The 19,935-nt window shown below is 65.4% G+C and carries 23 protein-coding genes and 4 tRNA genes; 11 read left to right on the top strand and 16 right to left on the bottom strand.

The annotated features are described in order from the left end of the window. Position 1: 1 nt before the first annotated feature. From NBT82_RS05355 to moaA, 10 genes are all read right to left on the bottom strand, one after another. A complete protein-coding gene (locus tag NBT82_RS05355; protein ID WP_251330535.1) occupies positions 2 to 400 on the bottom strand; it encodes a 30S ribosomal protein S9 in 399 nt (132 codons plus the stop codon). Further along, positions 394 to 831 (bottom strand): 50S ribosomal protein L13, encoded by a 438-nt coding sequence (locus tag NBT82_RS05350; RefSeq protein WP_251330534.1) that lies wholly within the window; start codon positions 829 to 831, stop codon positions 394 to 396. The genes NBT82_RS05355 and NBT82_RS05350 overlap by 7 nt, the downstream gene beginning before the upstream one ends. Next, on the bottom strand, positions 828 to 1,178 hold the full coding sequence (locus NBT82_RS05345) for a 50S ribosomal protein L18e (RefSeq protein ID WP_251330533.1): 351 nt from the start codon (positions 1,176 to 1,178) through the stop codon (positions 828 to 830). Before NBT82_RS05345 ends, NBT82_RS05350 begins: the two co-directional genes overlap by 4 nt. A gap of 20 nt (positions 1,179 to 1,198) precedes the next feature. Continuing rightward, a tRNA-Leu gene (locus NBT82_RS05340) sits at positions 1,199 to 1,283 on the bottom strand. A 121-nt stretch (positions 1,284 to 1,404) separates the two neighbouring features. Then, a complete protein-coding gene (locus tag NBT82_RS05335) occupies positions 1,405 to 2,154 on the bottom strand; it encodes a DNA-directed RNA polymerase subunit D (RefSeq protein ID WP_251330532.1) in 750 nt (249 codons plus the stop codon). Positions 2,155 to 2,158: 4 nt separating this feature from the next. Continuing rightward, positions 2,159 to 2,548: a 30S ribosomal protein S11 gene (locus NBT82_RS05330; protein WP_251330531.1), complete on the bottom strand. Its 390-nt coding sequence runs from the start codon at positions 2,546 to 2,548 to the stop codon at positions 2,159 to 2,161. After that, positions 2,545 to 3,072 (bottom strand): 30S ribosomal protein S4, encoded by a 528-nt coding sequence (locus tag NBT82_RS05325; RefSeq protein ID WP_251330530.1) that lies wholly within the window; start codon positions 3,070 to 3,072, stop codon positions 2,545 to 2,547. Before NBT82_RS05325 ends, NBT82_RS05330 begins: the two co-directional genes overlap by 4 nt. Before the next feature lies 1 nt (position 3,073). Then, on the bottom strand, positions 3,074 to 3,598 hold the full coding sequence (locus NBT82_RS05320) for a 30S ribosomal protein S13 (protein WP_251330529.1): 525 nt from the start codon (positions 3,596 to 3,598) through the stop codon (positions 3,074 to 3,076). Between the two features lie 17 nt (positions 3,599 to 3,615). Beyond that, a tRNA-Ser gene (locus NBT82_RS05315) sits at positions 3,616 to 3,700 on the bottom strand. Between the two features lie 204 nt (positions 3,701 to 3,904). Then, positions 3,905 to 4,912, bottom strand: coding sequence for a GTP 3',8-cyclase MoaA (gene moaA, locus NBT82_RS05310; RefSeq protein ID WP_251330528.1), 1,008 nt, complete (start codon positions 4,910 to 4,912; stop codon positions 3,905 to 3,907). A 160-nt stretch (positions 4,913 to 5,072) separates the two neighbouring features. On the opposite strand from moaA, the gene NBT82_RS05305 reads away from it, so the two are divergent. From NBT82_RS05305 to NBT82_RS05275, 7 genes are all read left to right on the top strand, one after another. After that, positions 5,073 to 6,101: an Mrp/NBP35 family ATP-binding protein gene (locus NBT82_RS05305; RefSeq protein ID WP_251330527.1), complete on the top strand. Its 1,029-nt coding sequence runs from the start codon at positions 5,073 to 5,075 to the stop codon at positions 6,099 to 6,101. A gap of 49 nt (positions 6,102 to 6,150) precedes the next feature. Next, entirely contained in the window at positions 6,151 to 6,792 is a 642-nt protein-coding gene (locus NBT82_RS05300; RefSeq protein WP_425601764.1) for a uracil-DNA glycosylase, read from the top strand. A gap of 45 nt (positions 6,793 to 6,837) precedes the next feature. Next, positions 6,838 to 7,593, top strand: coding sequence for a DUF2064 domain-containing protein (locus NBT82_RS05295; RefSeq protein ID WP_251330526.1), 756 nt, complete (start codon positions 6,838 to 6,840; stop codon positions 7,591 to 7,593). A 396-nt stretch (positions 7,594 to 7,989) separates the two neighbouring features. Then, positions 7,990 to 8,559: a type IV pilin domain-containing protein gene (locus NBT82_RS05290; RefSeq protein ID WP_251330525.1), complete on the top strand. Its 570-nt coding sequence runs from the start codon at positions 7,990 to 7,992 to the stop codon at positions 8,557 to 8,559. Between the two features lie 774 nt (positions 8,560 to 9,333). Further along, positions 9,334 to 9,417, top strand: a tRNA-Ser gene (locus tag NBT82_RS05285). Between the two features lie 478 nt (positions 9,418 to 9,895). Next, positions 9,896 to 10,210: a DUF5785 family protein gene (locus NBT82_RS05280; protein ID WP_251330524.1), complete on the top strand. Its 315-nt coding sequence runs from the start codon at positions 9,896 to 9,898 to the stop codon at positions 10,208 to 10,210. A gap of 120 nt (positions 10,211 to 10,330) precedes the next feature. Further along, positions 10,331 to 11,644: an ABC transporter substrate-binding protein gene (locus NBT82_RS05275; RefSeq protein ID WP_251330523.1), complete on the top strand. Its 1,314-nt coding sequence runs from the start codon at positions 10,331 to 10,333 to the stop codon at positions 11,642 to 11,644. On the opposite strand, the gene NBT82_RS05270 is transcribed toward NBT82_RS05275, so the two are convergent. The 4 genes from NBT82_RS05270 to NBT82_RS05255 are packed head-to-tail and all read right to left on the bottom strand — an operon-like array spanning position 11,641 to position 15,449. Further along, positions 11,641 to 12,357, bottom strand: coding sequence for an ABC transporter ATP-binding protein (locus NBT82_RS05270; RefSeq protein WP_251330522.1), 717 nt, complete (start codon positions 12,355 to 12,357; stop codon positions 11,641 to 11,643). The genes NBT82_RS05275 and NBT82_RS05270 overlap by 4 nt on opposite strands. Then, positions 12,354 to 13,169, bottom strand: a complete 816-nt coding sequence (locus NBT82_RS05265) for an ABC transporter ATP-binding protein (RefSeq protein ID WP_425601763.1) — start codon at positions 13,167 to 13,169, stop codon at positions 12,354 to 12,356. The genes NBT82_RS05270 and NBT82_RS05265 overlap by 4 nt, the downstream gene beginning before the upstream one ends. Continuing rightward, positions 13,153 to 14,508 (bottom strand): branched-chain amino acid ABC transporter permease, encoded by a 1,356-nt coding sequence (locus tag NBT82_RS05260; RefSeq protein ID WP_251330520.1) that lies wholly within the window; start codon positions 14,506 to 14,508, stop codon positions 13,153 to 13,155. The genes NBT82_RS05265 and NBT82_RS05260 overlap by 17 nt, the downstream gene beginning before the upstream one ends. Continuing rightward, positions 14,505 to 15,449 carry a branched-chain amino acid ABC transporter permease gene (locus NBT82_RS05255; RefSeq protein ID WP_251331355.1) on the bottom strand — a complete coding sequence of 315 codons (945 nt, stop codon included), beginning with the start codon at positions 15,447 to 15,449 and terminating at the stop codon, positions 14,505 to 14,507. Before NBT82_RS05255 ends, NBT82_RS05260 begins: the two co-directional genes overlap by 4 nt. Before the next feature lie 289 nt (positions 15,450 to 15,738). Between NBT82_RS05255 and NBT82_RS05250 the strand changes: the two genes are divergently transcribed. Then, positions 15,739 to 16,224, top strand: coding sequence for a GNAT family N-acetyltransferase (locus NBT82_RS05250; protein ID WP_251330519.1), 486 nt, complete (start codon positions 15,739 to 15,741; stop codon positions 16,222 to 16,224). Between the two features lie 11 nt (positions 16,225 to 16,235). Then, positions 16,236 to 16,309: transfer RNA gene (locus tag NBT82_RS05245), tRNA-Thr, on the top strand. Between the two features lie 593 nt (positions 16,310 to 16,902). On the opposite strand, the gene NBT82_RS20150 is transcribed toward NBT82_RS05245, so the two are convergent. Next, positions 16,903 to 17,040, bottom strand: a complete 138-nt coding sequence (locus NBT82_RS20150) for a universal stress protein (RefSeq protein ID WP_345780713.1) — start codon at positions 17,038 to 17,040, stop codon at positions 16,903 to 16,905. 8 nt (positions 17,041 to 17,048) lie between these two features. Beyond that, positions 17,049 to 18,029 carry a DMT family transporter gene (locus NBT82_RS05240; protein WP_251330518.1) on the bottom strand — a complete coding sequence of 327 codons (981 nt, stop codon included), beginning with the start codon at positions 18,027 to 18,029 and terminating at the stop codon, positions 17,049 to 17,051. 213 nt (positions 18,030 to 18,242) lie between these two features. On the opposite strand from NBT82_RS05240, the gene NBT82_RS05235 reads away from it, so the two are divergent. Both NBT82_RS05235 and NBT82_RS05230 read left to right on the top strand, forming a co-directional pair. After that, positions 18,243 to 19,037, top strand: coding sequence for a helix-turn-helix transcriptional regulator (locus tag NBT82_RS05235; protein ID WP_251330517.1), 795 nt, complete (start codon positions 18,243 to 18,245; stop codon positions 19,035 to 19,037). A gap of 293 nt (positions 19,038 to 19,330) precedes the next feature. Further along, entirely contained in the window at positions 19,331 to 19,933 is a 603-nt protein-coding gene (locus NBT82_RS05230) for a hypothetical protein (RefSeq protein ID WP_251330516.1), read from the top strand. Positions 19,934 to 19,935 lie beyond the last annotated feature (2 nt).

Here is a 19,935-nt window from a genome sequence, read left to right as displayed (position 1 = left end):
CTCAGCGGTAGGACTTCTGGTAGCGGGCCCGCGCACCGGGGCCGCCCCACTTTTTGGGTTCGGACTGACGGACGTCGTTGACCAGCAGCGAGCGGTCGAACTCCATGAACGCGTCGCGGAGTTCGGCGTCGTTGTGATGTTGCACCAGCCCGCGGGCGACGGCGGTCCGCACCGCGTCCGCCTGGCCGGCGAAGCCGCCGCCCGAGACGGTCACGTCGATGTCGACGGTGTCGCGGAGTTCGTCGTCGGCGATGCGGAACGGCTCCAGCATCTTCAGCTTCGACAGCTCCGGTTCGACCAGTTCGACGGGTTGGGAGTTGATACGCACGCGACCCTCGCCGTCGCGCACCGTGGCGCGGGCGACGGCCGTCTTCTTCTTGCCGCTCGTGTTGGTTACCATGTGACGTTCGCACCCAGTTGTTCGGAGACGTCTCCGAGGGAGACGAATTTGATGTTCGAGAGGCGGTCCAGCGACGTGCCATCGAGCACTTCGCCGTCCTCGTCGAAGGGATTGCCGACGTAGACGCGGACGTTCTCGAACGCCTCGCGGCCGCGTGGCTTCTTGTAGGGGACCATGCCGCGGATGGACCGCTTGAAGATGCGGTCCGGCCGCTTCGGGTAGTACGGCCCGCTGTCGGAGCCGAGCCCCGCCCGCGTCCGGTAGGTCTCCATCGTGTCCTCCTCGTTACCGGTGATGACCGCGTCCTCGGCGTTGATCACGGCGACCCGGTCGCCGTCGAGGGCGCGCTGGGCCACCTCGCTGGCGACCCGGCCCATGATGCAGTCACCGGCGTCGACGACCACGTCGGCGTCGAACTCGGCGAGGCTCATCGAATCACCCGGACGTTGGCGCCCTCGGGGTTCGCCTCGGCGACGTGTTCCAGTCGCTCGGCGTCCCCGACCCGTTCGATCTTCTGTCGCGCCGTCGACGAGAAGTCGACGGCCGCGACCGTAACCTCTTTTTCGAGCACACCACTGCCCAGCACCTTGCCGGGCACGACGACGGTCTCCTCTTCGCGGGCGTAGCGTTCGATCTGCCCGAGGTTGACCTCCGCGTGGGTGCGCCGTGGCTTCTCCAGGCGGTCCGCGACGTCCTGCCAGACACCGGCACCGGACTCGCGGGAAACCGCCTTCAACTCGGCGATGAGACTATTGAGTCTCGGATTCGTCTTACTCATTGTCTACCTCCAGAAAGGAGTGCAGGGAGCAGGATTTGAACCTGCGGACCCCTATGGGACAGCGCCCTGAACGCTGCGCCGTTGGCCTAACTTGGCTATCCCTGCACGCACGTCGCAGTATCGGTCGCCCCTTCAAACCACTTTCGGTCCCCGCGCCGGCCGCGGCCGCATCGCTGTGCGGGCGGGCGAGCGTCGGTAGTGGTGTTCGGGGCATGGGGTCTCGTAGTTAGACTGCGACTTTCGTTTCCAGTTCCGCCGCGCGGTCGCCGATGGACTCGGCGGCGCGCGTGACCAGTTCCTCGACGCTGAACGACCCGTCGGTCTCCACGTGGAAGACGAACGCGTCGGACACGTCGTGTACCGCCAGATCCTTGCCGGGATACCGGTTGGTGAGGTCGTGATCGAACTCGTCGGTCGGGACGAGTTCGCCGTCCTCGGTCTCGATGACCCCGCGAAGGATGTTCGGTTCGCCCTCGTCGAACTCGCCGGCGTCGTCGACGACCTCGACGCGCTGGAGATGGCGGTAGCCGACGGCCACGCCGCCCTGGTGTTTGGCGTGGTCGCGGCCCGTTTCGAGTACGGCGTCCGCCTCGAGTTCGATCCGCTGTTGCTCTTTGAGTTCGATGATCGGGATGTTGTCGTCCGCCGGTTCGACCAGCGGCTCGGACGTCTCGATGTCGCCCGAGTAGGCCGTATCCGGTCCCGTGACGTCGAGCGCCAGCGTCACCGTCTCGCCCACCTCGAAGTCGTCGAGGGGGGTCGTCAGCGGCACCAGCCCCAGTCGGAGACCGATCATCTCGTCGAACATGACCGACGAGTTCTCGACGAACCGGACGGTGTCGATGGAGAAGGTCGGCACGTCGGCGATCATCGCCCGGCGGATGCCGTTGGCGAAAGCCGGCGTGACTCCTCGCACGAGGAACCGCGCGTTCCGGTCGTCGCGTTCGATGAACTCGACCTCGAAGTCGGCTACCATGATGTTAGAGGCGGCTGTTTTTCGGCGCGCGCGTGCCGTCGTGCGGCATCGGCGTGACGTCCTCGATGCGACCGATCTCCAGGCCGGCACGGGCCAGCGCACGGATCGTCGCCTGTGCGCCCGGCCCGGGGGACTTGTTGCCGTTGCCACCGGGGCCGCGCACGCGGACGTGGACGCCCTCGACGCCGGCCGCGATGGCCTCCTCGGCAACCACTTCGGCCATCTGCATGGCGGCGTAGGGCGACGCCTCGTCGCGGTTCTGTTTCACGACCGTCCCGCCGCTGGATTTGGCGAGCGTCTCCGCGCCGGTCTGGTCGGTGATCGTGATGAGCGTGTTGTTGAACGACGCGTGGACGTGGGCGATACCCCACTTGTCCTCCTCTTCGGCGCTCATTCCTGGGCCTCCGCGCGTTCGGGGTGCAGGTCGTCCGCGAGCGGACTGTTCTCGTCGAAGTCGACGGTCGGCTGTTCGTCGATTTCCACCTTCTTCGAGGGCGTCTGCACGCGTGCGCCGTCGACGGTGATGTGTCCGTGACTGACGAACTGACGGGCCTGCTGGGGCGTGTGTGCGAGCCCCTTCCGGTAGGCGACCGTCTGCAGTCGCCGTTCGAGCAGGTCCGTCACCTCGAGCGAGAGGACGTCGCTGATGTCGTCCTCGCTCCCGAGGATGCCGAGTCGCTGGAGGCGGGCGACGAACTCGCTGCCCGCCTCGGCCGCGACCTCGACGTCGCCCTGGGCGTCGCCGAGCAGTCGCCGCGCCTCGCGACGCATGGAGCGTAGCTCGGACTGTGCCCGCCAGAGCTCCTCTTTGTTCTTCAGGCCGTAGCGATCGAGGAGGTCCGCCTCCTCGGCGATGCGCTCGCCCTGATACGGGTGATTCGGCGTCTCGTAGAACTTGGTGTTCTTGCCGGTCGTCATGTTAGGCCTCTTCCTCCTCGGCGGCTTCCTCGGCCATGTCCTCCTTGATGGCCTCGACGTTGACGCCGATGGTGCCTTCGGTGCGGCCGGTGGACTTCGTCCGCTGGCCGCGCACCTTCTGGCCGCGCTTGTGCCTGACGCCACGGTAGGAGTCGATCATCTTCATCCGGTTGATGTCCTGCGTGCGCGTCTGGCTGAGGTTGGAGCCGACTCGATGGCTGCTTTCGCCGGTGTAGAAGTCGTCCCGGCGGTTCACCATCCACTCGGGGACTTCGTCGGCGAAGTTCTCCACGACCTCGATTACGCGGTCGATTTCGTCGTCGTCGAGGCGACCGAACGTGGCGGTTCGATCCACGTCGGCCGCGTCGGCGACGATGCGCGCCGTGCGCTTGCCGATTCCGTTCATGTCGGTGAGGCTCCGCTCGACGGCTTTCGTCCCGTCGAGGTCGGTCTGGCCGATTCGGACGAAGTACCGAAGGTCTTCGTCGTCATCGGGGGAGCCGTCCTGTGGTTCTTCTGCACTCATGTGTATGTGGGTGCGAGCGTTGCGGCGGGGATTCGAACCCCGGAGGCTTGACGCCACAGAGTTAGCAACCCTGCGCCTTGGGCCAGGCTTGGCTACCGCAACACTTGCGTTCTGTATCGTCGCCCTCGCAAATCCATGCGGATTTGCTGGCAGATGATTCGTCGTCCGAATCATCGCTCTTCCGGACTCGGGGCCGGGCGCCCCTGCAGCGTATGCACTCGGTTCAACCCGGGGGCGATACTTAAACATCACGAAAGGCCAGGGGCGTGTGCCGGCCTCGCACGACAAAACAGAGGGCGGTTGCGGTCAGGCCGTCGGCGTGCCGAGGTACTTCTCGTTGACCTCCCATTCACCGTCGTCGTTCCGGATCATGTACTCGCCGTAGTAGGGGACGCGGTTGGCGACGGTCTCACGGAACGTCTCGCGGATCTCGGCTTTCGTCATCTCGCCCATCGACCGGAGGTCGTCGTTGCGGTTGAGACAGCCCTTCAGGTAGCCTTCGTGGGTGACCCGGACCCGGTGGCAGTTGGCACAGAAAGTCGGGTTCTCGACGGGGTCGACGATTTCGACCATCCCTCGATCGTCCGGAGGCGCGGCCGGAGCGTCCGGGGCGGTCCCGCTCACCCAGTAGCGCTTGCGGTCGTGCATCTCGCGGTGTTCGACCTCGTCGGCGATATCTGCCAGCCAGTCGTGGACGCGTTCGATGTCGACGTTCCACTCGGGCTTGCCCGTGAGTTCGGGCATGTACTCGATCAACTGGAGCTGGAGCCCCTCGTTTTCGGCGACGTGGTCGACCATGCCCTCGACGTAGCCCGCGGTGTGCTCGAAGACGACCATGTTCAGTTTCACGGGGTCCAGCCCCGCGTCGAGCGCCGCGTCGACCCCCTCCATCACCTTCTCGTAGGCTCCCGACTTCGTGATCTCCGCGAACGCCTCCGGGTCGAGGGCGTCCTGCGAGACGTTGACGCGTTCGAGGCCGGCGTCGACCAGGGCGTCGGCGCGACCGGGCAGGTAGGTGCCGTTGGTCGTCATCGACACTTCCATCGAGTCCGGCGTCCGACGGATGATCTCCTCCAAGTCGTCCCGGAGCATCGGCTCCCCGCCGGTGAACTTCACGCTGTCGACGCCGAACTCCGTGGCGACTTCGAGAAAGGTGACGACGTCGTCGGTCGACATCTCGTCGTCCTGTGGCTCCATCGGCCCCCGCGTGTCACCGAGTCCTTCGTTGTGGCAGTAGACACAGTCGAAGTTACAGCGGTCGGTGAGCGAGACGCGTACGCCCGATACCTCCCGCCCGAAGTCGTCCTCCAGCATTCTACCGTATCGTTCGTCCGGAGAGGCTTAAATGTCGACCCTCTTCCGGGCATTATGTAACCAACAGCAGTTACATCCGTCCGGTCCGTGTTGGTCCGATCGGTTTCTCGTCCCCACGCGCGACAAAACCCTTATCAGACCTTCTCGCCGAGGCTACCGCATGGACAAAGCCGACGTACGGGAGTTGCTCGGCCAGGTGACCGACCCCGATCTCGGCGACGATATCGTGTCGCTGGGACTGGTCAACGGCGTGGCCGTCGAGGGGGAGACGGCGAAGGTTTCGCTGGCACTTGGGGCGCCCTACGCCCCCTCGGAGAGTGCCATCGCCGCCGACGTACGGGAGACCCTCGGGGCGGCCGGACTGGACGTGGATCTCACGGCGAAACGGCCGGCCGAACTACGCGACGACGAGGTGTTACCGGGCGTGAAAAACATCGTGGCGGTCGCCTCCGGGAAGGGCGGCGTCGGCAAATCGACCGTCGCGGTGAACCTCGCGGCCGGCCTGTCGAAACTCGGGGCTCGTGTCGGCCTGTTCGACACCGACGTCTACGGGCCGAACGTCCCCCGGATGCTCGATTCCGAAGATCCCCCGACTACGACCGACGACGACACCATCGTCCCGCCCGAGCGGTTCGGCGTGAAGCTCATCAGTATGGCGTTCATGGTCGGCGAGGACGACCCGGTCATCTGGCGTGGCCCGATGGTCCACCAGGTGCTCACCCAACTTGTCGAGGACGTGAAGTGGGGCGAACTCGACTACCTCGTGCTCGACTTGCCACCCGGTACCGGCGACACCCAACTCACCATCCTCCAGACCCTCCCGCTTACCGGTGCCGTCATCGTCACCACGCCCGAGGAAGTCGCCGTCGACGACGCCCGCAAGGGCATCCGGATGTTCGGCCGCCACGACACGAACGTTCTCGGTCTGATCGAGAACATGAGCACCTTCATCTGTCCGGACTGCGGCGGCGAACACGACGTGTTCGGCTCCGGCGGCGGTCGCGGGCTAGCGGAGGCCAACGACCTCCCCTATCTGGGAGGAGTCCCGCTCGACCCCGAGATCCGAACGGGTGGCGAGCCGATGGTCCTGAAAGACGACAACCCCACAGCCGACGCCTTCCGCGTCATCACCGAGGACGTCGCCAACAACGTCGGCGTCGTCAACCGGCGGCGCGTCTCGAACTCCTAAGCCCGGTCGGGACCGACCGCTTTTCACTCAGGGGAGCCTTGCAGTGCGTGTGGACCCAGCACAGGAACACCCCGACAACCCGTTCGGCATGGACGAGGAGTGTCGGAACTGCCCGAACCTCCGTGACGTGCGGACGAACGTCGTCCACGGCTACGGCGACGTGGGAGCGGACTTCATGTTCGTCGGCGGCCGGCCCGGACCCGGAGCGGACCGCACCGGCATCCCCTTCACCGGCGACGACGCCGGCCGTCGCCTCCAGCGGATCCTGGGCGACCTCGGCTTCTCGAACTCGCCAGCCGACGCCGCCGAACCCGAACTCGACAATGCCTACCTAACCTACCTCACCCGCTGTCGGCACCCCGACCGCGGACCGACGGACGAGGAAGTCGCGACCTGTGACGCCTATCTGACCGCCGACGTGCGGATGATCAATCCGGAGATCATCGTCCCGATCGGTGCGCTGGCACTTCGGGGGGTGGCGGTCGAACACACGACGCGGGACGCCGACGCGCTCTCCGTCGAGGAGTGTCACGCGACGACGATCCGCGGACGCGGGTTCGAACTCGTTCCGATGCAGGGCCTGAGCGATCAGACCGACGCCGACACCGACGCGTTCGTCGAACACGTCGCCGAGTCGGTGCTCGACCGGGACTATCGACAGACGAAGGGCCGAAGCGGCGCCCGCGACTGATCCCGGACCGGCGCGTTCAAGGCCACGCCGCCACGAACGGGAGCCATGACCACCATCGCTGTCATGGCGGACCCCCCACGCGAGGGACTTGTCGCGACCGACCTCGCGGCGACCAGCCCCCTGACCGAGGCAGAGGCCGCGGAGTGTTACGCCGCGATGTGTCGCGACGTCTTCGTCGCCGTCTCCCGTTCGGGTGGCGACCTCCTCGTCAACTACCGTCCGGACGACCTCCTGCCGTCCGAACACGTCACCGACACGACCGCGAAGGCGGCGGTCCGGGCGCTCGCGGCCGGCGCCCTCGACGATCCGGGCGACGCACGGTTCGAGCCACAGGTCGGATCGGCGTTCGACGCCCGTGCGGGCAACACGATCACGCATCTCTTGCGCGAGGAAGGCGTCACCTCCGCGGCCGTCGTTCAGGGGTCGGCGCCGTTTCTGACCCGTACGCTCGTCGACAACGCGGCGATGAAGCTCCGCAGAGCCGAAGTCGTCCTCGGCGCGTCGACCCGCGGGCGGGTCTACTACGCCGGCTTCACCGACCCCGTCGACTTCGCCGACGCGTTCACCCCGCCGGCCGTGGAGACGCTCACCGACCGGGGACGCGACGCCGGCCACGACGTCGACTTCCTGCCGATCCAGCCGGTCCTCGAGACGGGCGCGGACCTGGTGGACGTGCTCCCCCTCCTGAACGCGCGAGTCGACGCCGAACGGATCGTCCCCGCGAACACCGCCGCGTTTCTGGACCGGATTGGCCTCCGGGTGGATCGCGATGGGGCGGAGCCACGGCTCGTCCGGAGCTGAGCGTCGACGATCCGTCCGCAAGGACGGCGAACGGCCTCTGATCGGCAGGGGGTTCGAAGCGCCGTGGTGAGAGAGCGACCTATTGCGCGCATCTTCCGAGACAGGAACCTCAGATCGGCGAACTCCCGGCGGGAGCATCCATCGGCACGTGACCCTGGTAACAAAATACGTGGCTCAGTTCTGGATCGGGATCTACATCTGGACGGATGGGAGCGTCGGGAGGTGATGCTGTTCCGCGCCTCCCCGAAGTCAGCCGTTGGCAACGTCGGTCGGATGTTGTGAATAGGTCTCTCTTGAAGTTCTCAGCAATCGACAGGAGCAGCGGGCTGAATACGGAGTCGATACAATAAAGGGTTCAAACGACCCTGTATTATCATACGACTCGAGATACAGATCGTGCGTGGAAATCGAGCCGTCTCGTCCGTTATCTCGGTTATTTTACTGGTCGCGATTGTCGTTATCTTAGCCGCGACTATCGCTTCGTTCGCTCTCGGTTTTACAGAGAACCTCAACGACCCCGCGCCGATGGTTGCTCAGACGAGTGGCGAGTTTATACCACAAGAAGGGGACAGTGGAAGTATTGTCAAATTGATGCATGTTGCCGGTGACTCTATCGCAGTCTCGGATATCGAGATATCGGTGCGGGCTGAGTGTGAAGCAGGAACGAAACAAGGACGAATAGTCAATCTTCCAGCAGGATCGGGCAATGCGATCCGCGAATCAGATGGGCAAATCGAGGGGGATGACATTTTTGACGAGAGTTCGTTGAATACGATCGACAATCAGGTAGACGGTGTGGATAACGGCGTGGCGCTCTTACAGGGAGGGCAGTACACCACTGGCGACAGCATTATTTTCCGGATAGCAAAAGGGGATTGTGAACTGAGACGAGGGAGCGCGATCTCCGTACGCGTTGTTCACAACCCCTCACAGACGGTGATTATTAACAAGGATCTGGTCGCCTGACGATCACTACACCATCCGATGTCGTCGAGCGCGTCCGTATCGGCGTGTCTGTCGTATAACCCGCGTTCCTCCAGCGACCGAGCTAGACACCAGTCGTCGTTTCGGTGAGACGCACCTGCCAGTCACCGGTGCTCTTCGACGATTCTTCTTCGGGAATCCGGAGGACGCAGTCGTCGAGACGGCCCGATTGACGGTTGCGCGACCGGCTTCGACCGGGCGGAGTCCTCCGTCGAGGGACACGTTGACGAGAGAGACGTATTTGACGCCGCTAGCCCACTCCCAGTCTTCTCGGCCAATATCGTTCACCCTTTCGCGAAGCGTTCCGCGAAACACATCATTCGCTGCCGTCGCTTCTCTGGAGCGAGGGTGGCGTAGGACTGGACGCTCTCGTATTCGAGGACAGTATCTCTAGTCCGCTGCCGTTCCAGGTTGGTGGAGTAGTCCCTCGGCTGTACGACCCCCCGACTTTCCGCCTTCGACCTTGATATCCGTACCCAACGGATCGTCGTTGCACCCGAAGGAGGATCTGACGGCAAGCTTGACGTTGTCGAGATACGTTACCACTCAGTCAGCGCGTTGAGGGCTGGCTCGCTAATAAGAACGACACCTTCAACTGATTCCCGGTCAGACGTCCGTGTACCTGCCATGATCCGGCGTGTGAGCGGTTTGGAGTCGGTTCGACTCAGGTTCGATGGGTTGAGCGGAGTTCATGCTGGATTGACCGATGGATTGAGATAATCGCCGGACTGCGCAGGGTTACGACCGACAGGTCGTGGTGGGATGGCAGAGCGGCCCATTGCGCCTGCCTTGAAAGCAGGTAGCCTCACGGCTTCCTGGGTTCGAATCCCAGTCCCACCGTTTTGTCGCGAACCCCAGTGAGCGAAAAGCGGCCACTGAGATTCGAATCGGGGGGGTCGCAGTCTTGCGAGCGAAGCGAGCAAGATAGCGTCCGACCGTGGTTCGAATCCGAGTCCGACCGACCTCTCTCGATTCACTCCGTTCGTCTCGATCTGTCGGTGACCGCTCACTCGCGGAAGTCCCACCGTTTTGTCGCGACCGCCAGTGGAAAGGCGACCGTGCGACGAGTCACCACGATACACGTCACCAAACGATCCGAACAATAATTATATATGTGGACGTACAACGGTCGTGTATGTCGACACAGGGGTCGACCCCGGCGTCGTTGCACCGGTGTGGGTGTGGTGAGTCTTTCGATTCGACGGAGGAACTCCTCGAACACGCCCGAAACGTACACCGGTTCACCCCGTGGTGACCGACCCCCCACTTTTCGCGGACCGAACGTAACGGCTTTGGGCCGCCCGTCCGAGGGTCGGGTATGGACTGGCCACACGACCCCGACGGCGAGGAGGGAAGCGAGGGCCGACGGAAGTACGGTCACGCCGTCATCGCGAAGAAGGTGGACGAAGAGGAGGACTTCCCGCTCGACGTCGCGGCGTTCGTCGAGGAGTACGGGGACGACCCCGTGCGAATCGACTTCGAGACGGTCGTCTCGGTGCGCGACGTCTTCGAGGGTGTCGACGAGGACGAGTTCGAGGACTTTGTCGCACTCCACCGTGCCCTCGGCGAGGCGATGCGCGAGAACGGCTACTGGTTCTACGAGGGCGCCGAAGCGTTCGTCGGCGACGCCTGAGACGCGCGGCCCCTCCGGTACCAACCGACGACGCGTCGCGGAGACGTCGCGGCGGGCAACGCCAGCGACTGGGGAAAGTTCTCGGAAGAGTTTATAAATTATCCGACCGTTGCACACTGTATGGTACGCGATATCGGTCGACGTGCTTTCCTGGTCGGTGCCGGAACGGCCGGTACCGTCGGACTCGCAGGATGTATCGGCAGCAACGGTAACGGCGGCGGCGACGGCGGCGACGGCGGACCCGATATGCTCGTCGTCATCGGCTACCCCGAGAGCGGGATCCAGCTGTTCCGCGACTACTACTCCATGTCGAGTGGCGAACAGGACATCCTCGTCCCGGACGGCCTCCGCGACGGTGCCATGCCCGGACAAGTCGGCAACGACATGGCCAACGTCATCGGAACGGCGCCCGCCGCGGGCGGGCCCAACCAGGAGGCGTTCAACGAGTTGTTCCAGAACCAGTATGACTCCTCGCCGGGCGTGTTCACCTCACAGTCCTACGACTCGGTCGCCATTCAGATCCTCGCGAACGCGGCGGCGGGGGAGAACGACGGGACGTCCGTCAAGGATCAGATGCGCCGGATCGCCAACCCCGGCGGCGACGAGTACGGCCCCCAGAACTTCCTCGACGCCGTCGAAGCGGCGGCGAACGGCGAGGACATCAACTACCAGGGCGCCTCCAGTTCGACCAACTTCAATTCGGCGGGCGACCCCGCCTCCGCGGCCTACTCCATCTGGGAGTTCCAGGGCGCCGACACCGAAGGAACCACACAGATCGAGGTCCAGAACTTCGAGAGCGAGAACCCGGATGGCGGCGGGCCGAGCGCCGACAGCGGACCGGGCGGGGTGGGCCGGACCATCGACGTGGGCATCCTGCTGCCGGAGACGGGTGACCTCGCGTCCGTCGGCGGCCCGATGATCCAGGCGGCCCAGTTGCCGGCCCGGCAGGTCAACGACTCGGACCTGGATCTGGAGGTCAACGCGCAGGTCGAGGACACCCAAACCTCGCCCTCGGCGGGGGTCACGGCGGCGGAGACGCTCGTCAACGCGGGCATGCCGAGCGTCTGTGGCTCGGCGTCTTCGGGCGTGAACGTCCCCGTCTCACAGGAAGTGTTCATCCCCAACCAGATCGTCGGCTGTTCGCCGTCGAGTACCGCGCTCTCGGTCACCAACCTCGAGGACGACGACTACATCTTCCGGACGGCCCCCTCGGATCAGCTACAGGGACGGGTGATGGCACAGGTAGCCTCCGATCGGCTCGGTAACTCGACGGCTGCGACGCTCTACGTCAACAACGACTACGGCCAACAGCTCTCGAATCGCTTCACCGAAGTGTTCGAGAACGCCTTCGACGGGACGGTCACCGATCAGGTGGCGTTCAACATCGGTGAGTCGTCGTACTCCTCGGTCATCGAGACGGCGCTGTCGGGCTAGCCGCCGAGGAACTCGCGGCGGACTTCCTCGTCGTCGAGGAGCGTCCGTCCGTCGCCCTCGAACCGATTCCGTCCGTTGGCGAGGACGTAGCCGCGATCACACCGCCGGAGTGCTTCCTTCGCGTTCTGTTCGACCATCAGTATCGCGGTCCCGGCGTCGTTGATCCCGTCGATTCGATCGAACATCTCGTCGACCAGATCCGGGGCGAGACCGGCACTGGGTTCGTCCAGCAGGAGGAGTCCCGGATCGAGCATGAGCGCCCGTCCCATCGCGAGCATCTGGCGTTGCCCGCCGCTGAGCGTCCCCGCGGACTGGGCCTGTCGCTCTTCGAGGATCGGGAAGCGCTCGAACACCGCCCCGAGCCGCTCTTCTGGGATCTCGTCGAGGATGTACGCGCCCATCTCCAGGTTCTCCCGGACGGAGAGGGACGCGAACACGTTGTCGGACTGGGGGACGTAGCCGATGCCCTCGTGGATGATCTCCTCGGGCGAGCGATCGGTGATGTCCGCGCCGTCGAACCGGATCGTCCCGCCCATGTGTGTCGTCAGCCCGAAGACGGACTTCATCACGGTCGACTTGCCGGCGCCGTTCGGGCCGACGATGGTCACGTACTCCTCGTCGTCGACGGTCAGGTCGACGCCGTCGAGGATCTGCAGGTCGTCGTAGCCGGCGTCGAGGTCCTCGACGACGAGCAAGTCACCGTCAACACTCATACGTCGCCTCCCAGATACGCCTCGATGACCTCCTCGTTCGCCTTGACCTCCGCGGGGGTCCCCTCGGTCAGGATCCGTCCCTGATGCATCACGATAACGTGCCGGCAGTTGTTCATGATGAGATCCATGTCGTGTTCGACGAGCAGGAACGTATACCCCTGATCCCGGAGTTCGTGGACGTGTTCGAGCAGTCGGCTCTCGAGGGTCGGATTGACGCCGGCGAAGGGCTCGTCGAGCAGCAGGACGTCGGGATCGGTCAACAGCGCCCGCGCCATCTCGAGCAGCTTTCGCTGCCCCCCCGAGAGGTTGCCGGCGTACTCCTCGGCGAGGTGCTCGATCTCGAAGAACTCCAGGGTCTCCCACACCCGATCGAGCAGTTCCGTCTCCTGTTCGACGACGCTCCCGCGGGCGCCGGGGAGGAACGACCGCCAGAGCCGCTCGCCACGCTGGGCCTTCGGGGCGAGCATCATGTTCTCCAGGACCGTCATCTCCTTGAGTTCGCGGGCGATCTGGAAGGTGCGGACCAGACCGCGGTCGGCGATCCGGTGAGGGTCGAGCCCGGTGATGTCCTCGTCGTCGAAGACAACGCTCCCGGCGTCGGGGGTGAGCATCCCGGTGATGAGATCGAACGTCGTCGATTTGCCGGCACCGTTCGGCCCGATCAGCCCCGTGAGGGTGCCCCGCTCGACCTCGAACGTCGCACCGTCGACGGCGGTGATGCCGCCGAAGCGCTTCTCCAGTCCCTCGACCCGGAGTGGCGTGTCGGTGACCTCGGGTCGCGACCGCTCCGCGGCGTCACTCACCCTCCTCACCTCCGTCGGATTCGGTGGCGGCCTCGTTCCCGGCCGCCTCGGTGGCCGATCGACCGACGAGAGGAATGGCAGCCGCCGTCTCCTTGCGGTGGCCGAGTATCCCCTGGGGGCGGTTGTGCATCAGCCAGACCAACACCACGCCCATGACGACGAGCTGGAGCTGGCGGACGGAGTCGAGCGTATAAACCAGGAAGGGGACGGGATCGAGTTCGGCGATCAGCGGCGCGACGGCGGGCCCGAAGCTCCCCGGCGCGTCGCCGGGCTGGAAGACGCTCGTGACGAGGTTCTGGAAGTACAGCGGTCCCTGGTAGAGTGCGGCCGCGAAGATGGCCCCCCCGATCACGCTGCCGGTGTTCGATCCGGCGCCGCCGATGATGAGCGCGATCCAGACGAAGAAGGTGAGTCGCGGGCGGAAGAAGTTGGGCGTGACTGCCCCCTGTCCCATCAGCCAGAGGATGCCGACCAGACCCATCAGCGCACAACCGAGCATGAACGATTTGATCTTGAACCGGTCGGTGTTCTTGCCGAGGGCGCGGGCCACGTCCTCGTCCTCACGGATCGCCTTCAGCACGCGGCCGAACGGCGACTCGCCGGTCCGCTTCAGGAGCCAGAAGTAGGCGGCGACGATCCCGAGGAGGACGATCCCGTAGACCAGGCTGTGGACGATGGGGTCGGGGTTGTTCGGCACTACCCGCCCGACGAGTGCGACGAGGCCGCCGTAGACGCCCGAGAGACCGAGCATGTCGATGAACGCCAGCAGGGGGTCGGGGAAATCGAGGATGAGGCCGCTCCCACCGCCGAAGCCGACGCGGGTGGTGTCTCCGGCGAGGGTGTGAGGGACCTGGAACCGCTGGAACGTCGAGGAGAGGAAGGTAAAGCGAACGATTTCTGACATGGCGATGGTGACGATGGCGAGGTAGTCCGCGCGGAGGCGGAGCGCGGGAAGGGCGACGACGAACCCGAGGAGCGCGGCGGCGGCCATCCCGGCGAGGATGCCGACCGGAATGGGAAGACCGAGGCCGCCGACCTGGGCTGCGCCGCCGGAGCCGTACAGGGGTTTGGAGACGAACGCCATCACGTAGATGCCGACGGCCATGAAGCCCACGACGCCGATGTTGAACAGGCCGGTGTACCCCCAGTGGAGGTTCAGCGCGAGCGCGAGCGTGGCGAAGACGCCGATGTAGAAAGTCAGCGACGCAAGGGAGTTCAACTGGCCACGGAGACTGTAGCCGAGGACGAGCCCGCTCAGTAGATACGCGGCGTAGATGGCGAACAGGACGGCAGTGATCTTGGCCGCGTCCTCCTCCCAGAGCCGTCTCGCGGAGTCGACGGCGCTCATGCGGTCGACCTCCCGGAGAACAGCCCCTGGGGGCGGACGAGCAGGATGACGATCATCACGACGAACGCGGCGGCCCGCGAGAAGGCGGCGGGGATCCAGAGCACGGAGACGGAGGCTGTGACGCCGATGACGAGGCCGCCGACGATGGCGCCGTAGATGGAGCCGATCCCGCCGAGGATGACCGCCGCGAAGATCAGGAGGAGGAGCAGCCAGCCGTCGTTGAACCCGAGGGTCCCCTTCCAGAGGACGAACACGTAGCCGGCGACGCCGGTGAGGCCGCCGCCGACGATCCAAGTCGCACGGACGACCCGTTCGGTCGGGATGCCCGTGATGCGCGCGAGGTCCTCGTCGTCGGACATCGCCCGCATCGCCTTGCCGAGTTTCGTCCGCTGGAGGAGGAGATGAACGGCGAGCATCAGCCCCACGGAGACGACGAGGAGGGTGACGTCGTGGGCGTCGACGCGGACGACCCCGTCGACGAAGTAGAGCGGCACCTGCGGGATGGCGCCGGCAGCGGTGGTTCCGCGAACGCTGGAGCCGAAGACGAACTGGATCAGGTAGCGAAGTGCGAACGCGACGCCGATGCTCGTGATCAGCAGGGTGATCCCGCTCTCCGAGCGGATGGGCTCGTAAACGACCCGGTCGAGCGCCAGCGCAAGTAGGATGGTGACGACGCCGGCGACCACGACACCAGCCGCGACCGCCACGGGCGTCGTCGTCACGCCGATGCCGAGTGCCCCGCCGAGGACCGAACCACCGGCACCGACGAGCAGGAGCGACCCCACGTCCGCTCGGCCCAGACCGGCGAGCAGGTAGGTCGTCGCCCACCCGGCGAACGCGCCGCTCGTGATGTAGTCACCGTGCGAGAAGTTCGCGAAGTTCAGGATGCTGTAGGTCATCGAGAGGCCGATGCCGGCCAGCCCGACGACGAGGCCACGCATGATGCCGTCCCAGACGAGGGAGCCGACGCGAGAGAAGCGGATCGCACCGGAGACCAACAGCCCCCAGAGTAGATCGCCGGCGAGAAAGAGCCCGACGGCGACGAACACGGCCGCCAGGATTCGGTCGGCCGTCAGCCGTCGCCCGCCCGTGAACGATTCGGTAAATCCCATTGATCCTCTCGTGCTGTGTGGGAACGTGACGCAAGTATAAACCTTTCTTTTAACTGATGGACAGTTCGAGGATGCGACCGGACGGAACTGACTTCGGCGGCGTCCCCGTAGACCGAACATGGTCACCGTCGAACCGGCGGAACCGGCCGACGCGGCGCAGGTTGCCGACTTCTGGGTGTCGCTCGCGTCCGGCCAGCGTCGGTACGGATCCCACATCCGTGCGGAGGCGAGTCGGGAGCCGATCAGGGAGAGGATGGCCCGCGCGGCCGCTGACGGACGCCTCGACGTCGCCCGAGCGGCGGCGACGCTCGTCGGCTTCGTCCGGTACGGCATCGAGCGCGGACCGCTCGTGCAGGACGCGGTCCGCGGACGCGTCCACGACCTCTATGTCGTCCCCGAGCAGCGGGGGTCCGGCGTCGGCACGGCGCTACTGGACGCCGCCGAGACGGCTCTTCGTGATCGGGGTGCCGACGTCATCAGCGTGGAAGCGATGGCCGACAACGAGGACGCGATCCGCCTGTACGAGCGACGGGGATATCGACCCGACCGGATCACGTTGGAGCAGGAGGTCGAAAACGATAAACGCTCCCGCGGGGACGGATAAGCTGTCGGCGTGCCAGGGGAGCATGGGCGGTTCATGCACTCGACTTGTAATCGAGACTTCGTGGGTTCGAATCCCACCCCTGGCTCCTACTCCTACCGACGATGTGTGATCGCATACGCGTCTCGGAGCCGATCGATACGACGCCCCCAACCGTTTCCGACCGGGAAACACGCCCGAGGCGGGAAGTCACGTCCCACTCGACGACCGCTCACACCTGTTCCCGACCGATCACGGTGTCCATCTCCAGTTCGTACAGCGAGAAGGACACGTCTCCGACGGCCTCGTCGAACAGCCGAAAGGGCGGGAACCACTGGTTGAGCGTCGTCTCGTCGGGGTCGTCGTCCCACTTTCGGATCGGCCCGCGGACGTGAATGCTCCAGGACGATCCGGGGTCGTCAGCGTACAGGACGAACGTGGCGGTCTCGGTGGTCTCCAGAAAGCGACGCTTCTCGGCGTTGTCGTCGTGGGTGCTGATACGGAGGAGGGTCGGTCGCCGTCGTAATGGTCGCTCAGCGGGACTGCGTAGGCTTCGTCGCCGTCGGCGAGAGCGACGACGGCGCTCGTTTCCTCCCGGAGACGAGTATCGAGGTCGGATTCGTCCATCCCGGTCGTGTACACGTAGTCGACGTGATCCATATTGGGACTACGAGACGGAGGGAGAAAAGTCGAACCGAAGCCTCAGACGACGAGGACGGGCCGCCCCGCGTTCCGAACGACGCAGTCGGCCACGCTCCCGAGGTGAGTGGACCACCCATAGGTCAACCCTCGATGCCCGAGAACGATCACGTCGGCGTCCACATCGTCCGCGTAGGCGATAACCGCGCTCAGTCCGCCTCGAACCCCCGTGGTTCGTCGGTCCCAACGTCGAGCGACTCGCTGCTGCCGCCCACGATCCGGTGGCGGATCGACGGAAGGTCAATCGACTCGCTGCCGATCACCGCGAAGCCGACGAAGATGGTTCCGAACCCGACGACGGCGAGGGCCGTGATCGTCTCGGCGAGGAGCGCCCAGCCACCAACCGCGGCGACGACGGGCACCACATAGAACACGAGGTTCGCACGGATGGCGCCCGCTGCGTCGAGGAGGCCGAAGTAGGCGATGTACGCCACTGCCCCGGCGAGTAGGCCCACGTAGGTGAGGGCGGCGACCGCCTCGGGTGCCCACGTGATCGCGCCGGGGGATTCGCCCGCCCACACGCTGAACAGGTGACAACAGAGGGCCGCGAAGGGGAGTCCCCAAGCGGTACGCACCGTGCTCGACAGCCCGCCACCGGCCCACCTGATGAGGACGCTGCCGAGTGCGCCGGAGACCGCACCGGTAAAGAGGATGGCCTTGCCGACGCCGCCGGCCATCAGGGTCGCTGGATCGGGGTTGACGACCATGGCGACGCCGACGAAGCCGAGGGCCATGCCCGCAACGCCCCGGAGTGAGAGTCGTTCGTCCGCGAGCAGGAGGGACGCGAAGAGGGGCGTCAGGATGGGGTTGAGACTGAACACGATGGCGGCCACGGCGCTCGTGGTGTGCTCCTGTCCCACGAACAGCAGGGCGTTCGTGATCCCGATGGCGACCACGCCGGTAGCGAGGATGCCGGCGGCGTCGCGCCACGTCCGGGGAAACAGGTCCACGCGGTCCGTCGTGAGCGCGGCGTACCCGAGCAGCGCCACTGCGGCGACGTCAAACCGGAGGGCGACGAAAAGCAGGGGCGGGAAGTACGCGAGGCCGGCTTTCGCGGCGACGAAGGTGCCGCCAAAGAGGATACCCGCCACCGCGAACGCGGCGAGCGAGCGGCGATTCGCCGCGTTCACTCCCCCACCCCGTCGAAGGGGAGGTTACCGCCCGTTCCGTAAGCCGAGAACCGCAGTAGGTGACTCATTGACCACCGTACGTGCCGCCCACGTATATTTTAATTCATAAATTATTTCATGGCAAGAAATAGGCGTAGACCGTCACAGTCCTGCGGAGCGTGCAACGATTTCACGGGGCGAAAGTGGTTTGTCTCGTCGGGGAGGACTGCGGGTATGGAGTCCGCACTGTCGGAGATCGAGTTCCTCGCCCTCTCGTCGAACCGGGTGGCAGTGCTTCGACGCCTCGTGAGGGAGCGACACACCCGGACGGATCTCGCGGTGGCAACCGGCGCCTCGCAGGCGACACTGGGGCGGATCCTCCGGGACTTCGAGGATCGGTCGTGGATTCGACGCGCCGAGGGAGGATACGTCGCCACCGCGACCGGGGAACTCGTCGCCGACGGCTTCCTCGATCTGCTGGAGATCATGGAGATCGAGGGCGAACTCCGTCCGATCGTTCGGTATCTCCCGACCGATGCGCTCGGGGTCGATCTGCGACGGTTCAAGGACGCGACGATCACCGTCCCGAGCGGAACGAAGCCGAACGCACCGGTCAAGCGGGTGCTCGACATCCTCCGCACCGCCGAGAGCGTCCGGGTGTTCTCCCACGCGTTCAACGAGGGGAGCCTCACGGTGATCGAAGAGCGGGCAAGCGCCGGCGAGATGACGTCCCGAGGAGTGTTCTCCCGACGGGCCCTGGACGCCGTCGCCGACGACGACGGCTTGCGGCGACGACTCGACTCGTTGCTCGACACGCCGGCCGCGAAAGTGCGGGTCCGTGACGGGGAGATTCCACTGGCCGTCACCGTCGCCGACGGCGTCGTACACATGCTCCTGCGGGATACGAACGGCGTCCTCCAAGCATCGGTCGACACCGACGAAACGGCGGTTCGTACCTGGGCGACGGAAACGTTCGGAGAGTACTGGGAGACGGCCGAACCGGTCGATCGGGACGAACTCGTCCACTGACCGCGGCAGGCGCGATGGCGTCGGTCAGGACCGGGACCGTCGGTAGTTGATCAGCCGTCCGCCACAGGTCGGACAGGTCATCCGAAACGGCCCCGCTTCCAGTTCCCGATCACAGCCGGGGCAGACGTAGCGTGCCATCACACAGCCACCAACGTACCGTCGCTAATTAAATATTTTCGTGGTGTTCGAGGATGGACGTGGAAATATCTGCGATGTATGCTGACGAACGGTCACACAGGCCGTGGTGAGGCCGGAGGGAAAACACTTAGCACGCGCCTGCAGGAGGTGCGGGTATGGTCCAGTTGCGGTCGTGTTACTTCTGTGGCGCCGTCGGCGACTCGCTTCGAGAGTACGAGGTGGTACCGGAACGCCTCGATCCCTCCGGGGACGGACGGTCGGCGGTGCTGTGTTCGGACTGTCACGAGAAGCTTCGCCGGGTGGTGGAACCGCTGGCCGGGGCGGCCGATCCGGAGTCCGGTGAGGGATCGGTCGATCCAGCCCCCGCGTCACACCAGGAAGTCACCTTCGAGTCGGCGACCGACGACGGAGACTCGGCGGGGCCCCCGGACGGCCCGACTGGCACCGCGGCGGACGACGCGACGACCGAGGAGGACGGAGCGGCGGCGGCTGGATCGGCCACCGACGACAAAGGGTCGCCGAGTGGGGGCGAAGGAACGCGGGAGGCCGACGACGATGACGACGTTCCCGCGGAGTATTACAAGGTCCTCCGTCTCCTCCAGAACCGCGAGTTCCCGATGGATCGGGCCGACCTGACCGGACTCGTGACCGGCGCGTACGACGTATCCGAACCCCAGTGTGAGCGGATCATCGAGACCGCGATCGACCGCGGCGTACTGGTGGCGGAGGGCTCGACCCTCGACCTGGGACGCAACTGATG

This window comes from Haloplanus sp. HW8-1, assembly GCF_023703795.1.
In the GTDB taxonomy this organism is placed as follows: Archaea; Halobacteriota; Halobacteria; order Halobacteriales; family Haloferacaceae; genus Haloplanus; species Haloplanus pelagicus.
Note: the sequence above shows the minus strand (reverse complement) of the source record. Positions and strands in the feature narration are given on the sequence as shown.

Excerpts from the sequence above, each read along its gene's own strand:
- NBT82_RS05355 (WP_251330535.1), bottom strand. The coding sequence starts at position 400 with ATGGTAACCAACACGAGCGGCAAGAAGAAGACGGCCGTCGCCCGCGCC.
- NBT82_RS05350 (WP_251330534.1), bottom strand. The coding sequence starts at position 831 with ATGAGCCTCGCCGAGTTCGACGCCGACGTGGTCGTCGACGCCGGTGAC.
- NBT82_RS05345 (WP_251330533.1), bottom strand. The coding sequence starts at position 1,178 with ATGAGTAAGACGAATCCGAGACTCAATAGTCTCATCGCCGAGTTGAAG.
- NBT82_RS05335 (WP_251330532.1), bottom strand. The coding sequence starts at position 2,154 with ATGGTAGCCGACTTCGAGGTCGAGTTCATCGAACGCGACGACCGGAAC.
- NBT82_RS05330 (WP_251330531.1), bottom strand. The coding sequence starts at position 2,548 with ATGAGCGCCGAAGAGGAGGACAAGTGGGGTATCGCCCACGTCCACGCG.
- NBT82_RS05325 (WP_251330530.1), bottom strand. The coding sequence starts at position 3,072 with ATGACGACCGGCAAGAACACCAAGTTCTACGAGACGCCGAATCACCCG.
- NBT82_RS05320 (WP_251330529.1), bottom strand. The coding sequence starts at position 3,598 with ATGAGTGCAGAAGAACCACAGGACGGCTCCCCCGATGACGACGAAGAC.
- moaA (WP_251330528.1), bottom strand. The coding sequence starts at position 4,912 with ATGCTGGAGGACGACTTCGGGCGGGAGGTATCGGGCGTACGCGTCTCG.
- NBT82_RS05305 (WP_251330527.1), top strand. The coding sequence starts at position 5,073 with ATGGACAAAGCCGACGTACGGGAGTTGCTCGGCCAGGTGACCGACCCC.
- NBT82_RS05295 (WP_251330526.1), top strand. The coding sequence starts at position 6,838 with ATGACCACCATCGCTGTCATGGCGGACCCCCCACGCGAGGGACTTGTC.
- NBT82_RS05280 (WP_251330524.1), top strand. The coding sequence starts at position 9,896 with ATGGACTGGCCACACGACCCCGACGGCGAGGAGGGAAGCGAGGGCCGA.
- NBT82_RS05275 (WP_251330523.1), top strand. The coding sequence starts at position 10,331 with ATGGTACGCGATATCGGTCGACGTGCTTTCCTGGTCGGTGCCGGAACG.
- NBT82_RS05270 (WP_251330522.1), bottom strand. The coding sequence starts at position 12,357 with ATGAGTGTTGACGGTGACTTGCTCGTCGTCGAGGACCTCGACGCCGGC.
- NBT82_RS05260 (WP_251330520.1), bottom strand. The coding sequence starts at position 14,508 with ATGAGCGCCGTCGACTCCGCGAGACGGCTCTGGGAGGAGGACGCGGCC.
- NBT82_RS05255 (WP_251331355.1), bottom strand. The coding sequence starts at position 15,449 with ATGCGTGGCCTCGTCGTCGGGCTGGCCGGCATCGGCCTCTCGATGACC.
- NBT82_RS05250 (WP_251330519.1), top strand. The coding sequence starts at position 15,739 with ATGGTCACCGTCGAACCGGCGGAACCGGCCGACGCGGCGCAGGTTGCC.
- NBT82_RS05235 (WP_251330517.1), top strand. The coding sequence starts at position 18,243 with ATGGAGTCCGCACTGTCGGAGATCGAGTTCCTCGCCCTCTCGTCGAAC.
- NBT82_RS05230 (WP_251330516.1), top strand. The coding sequence starts at position 19,331 with ATGGTCCAGTTGCGGTCGTGTTACTTCTGTGGCGCCGTCGGCGACTCG.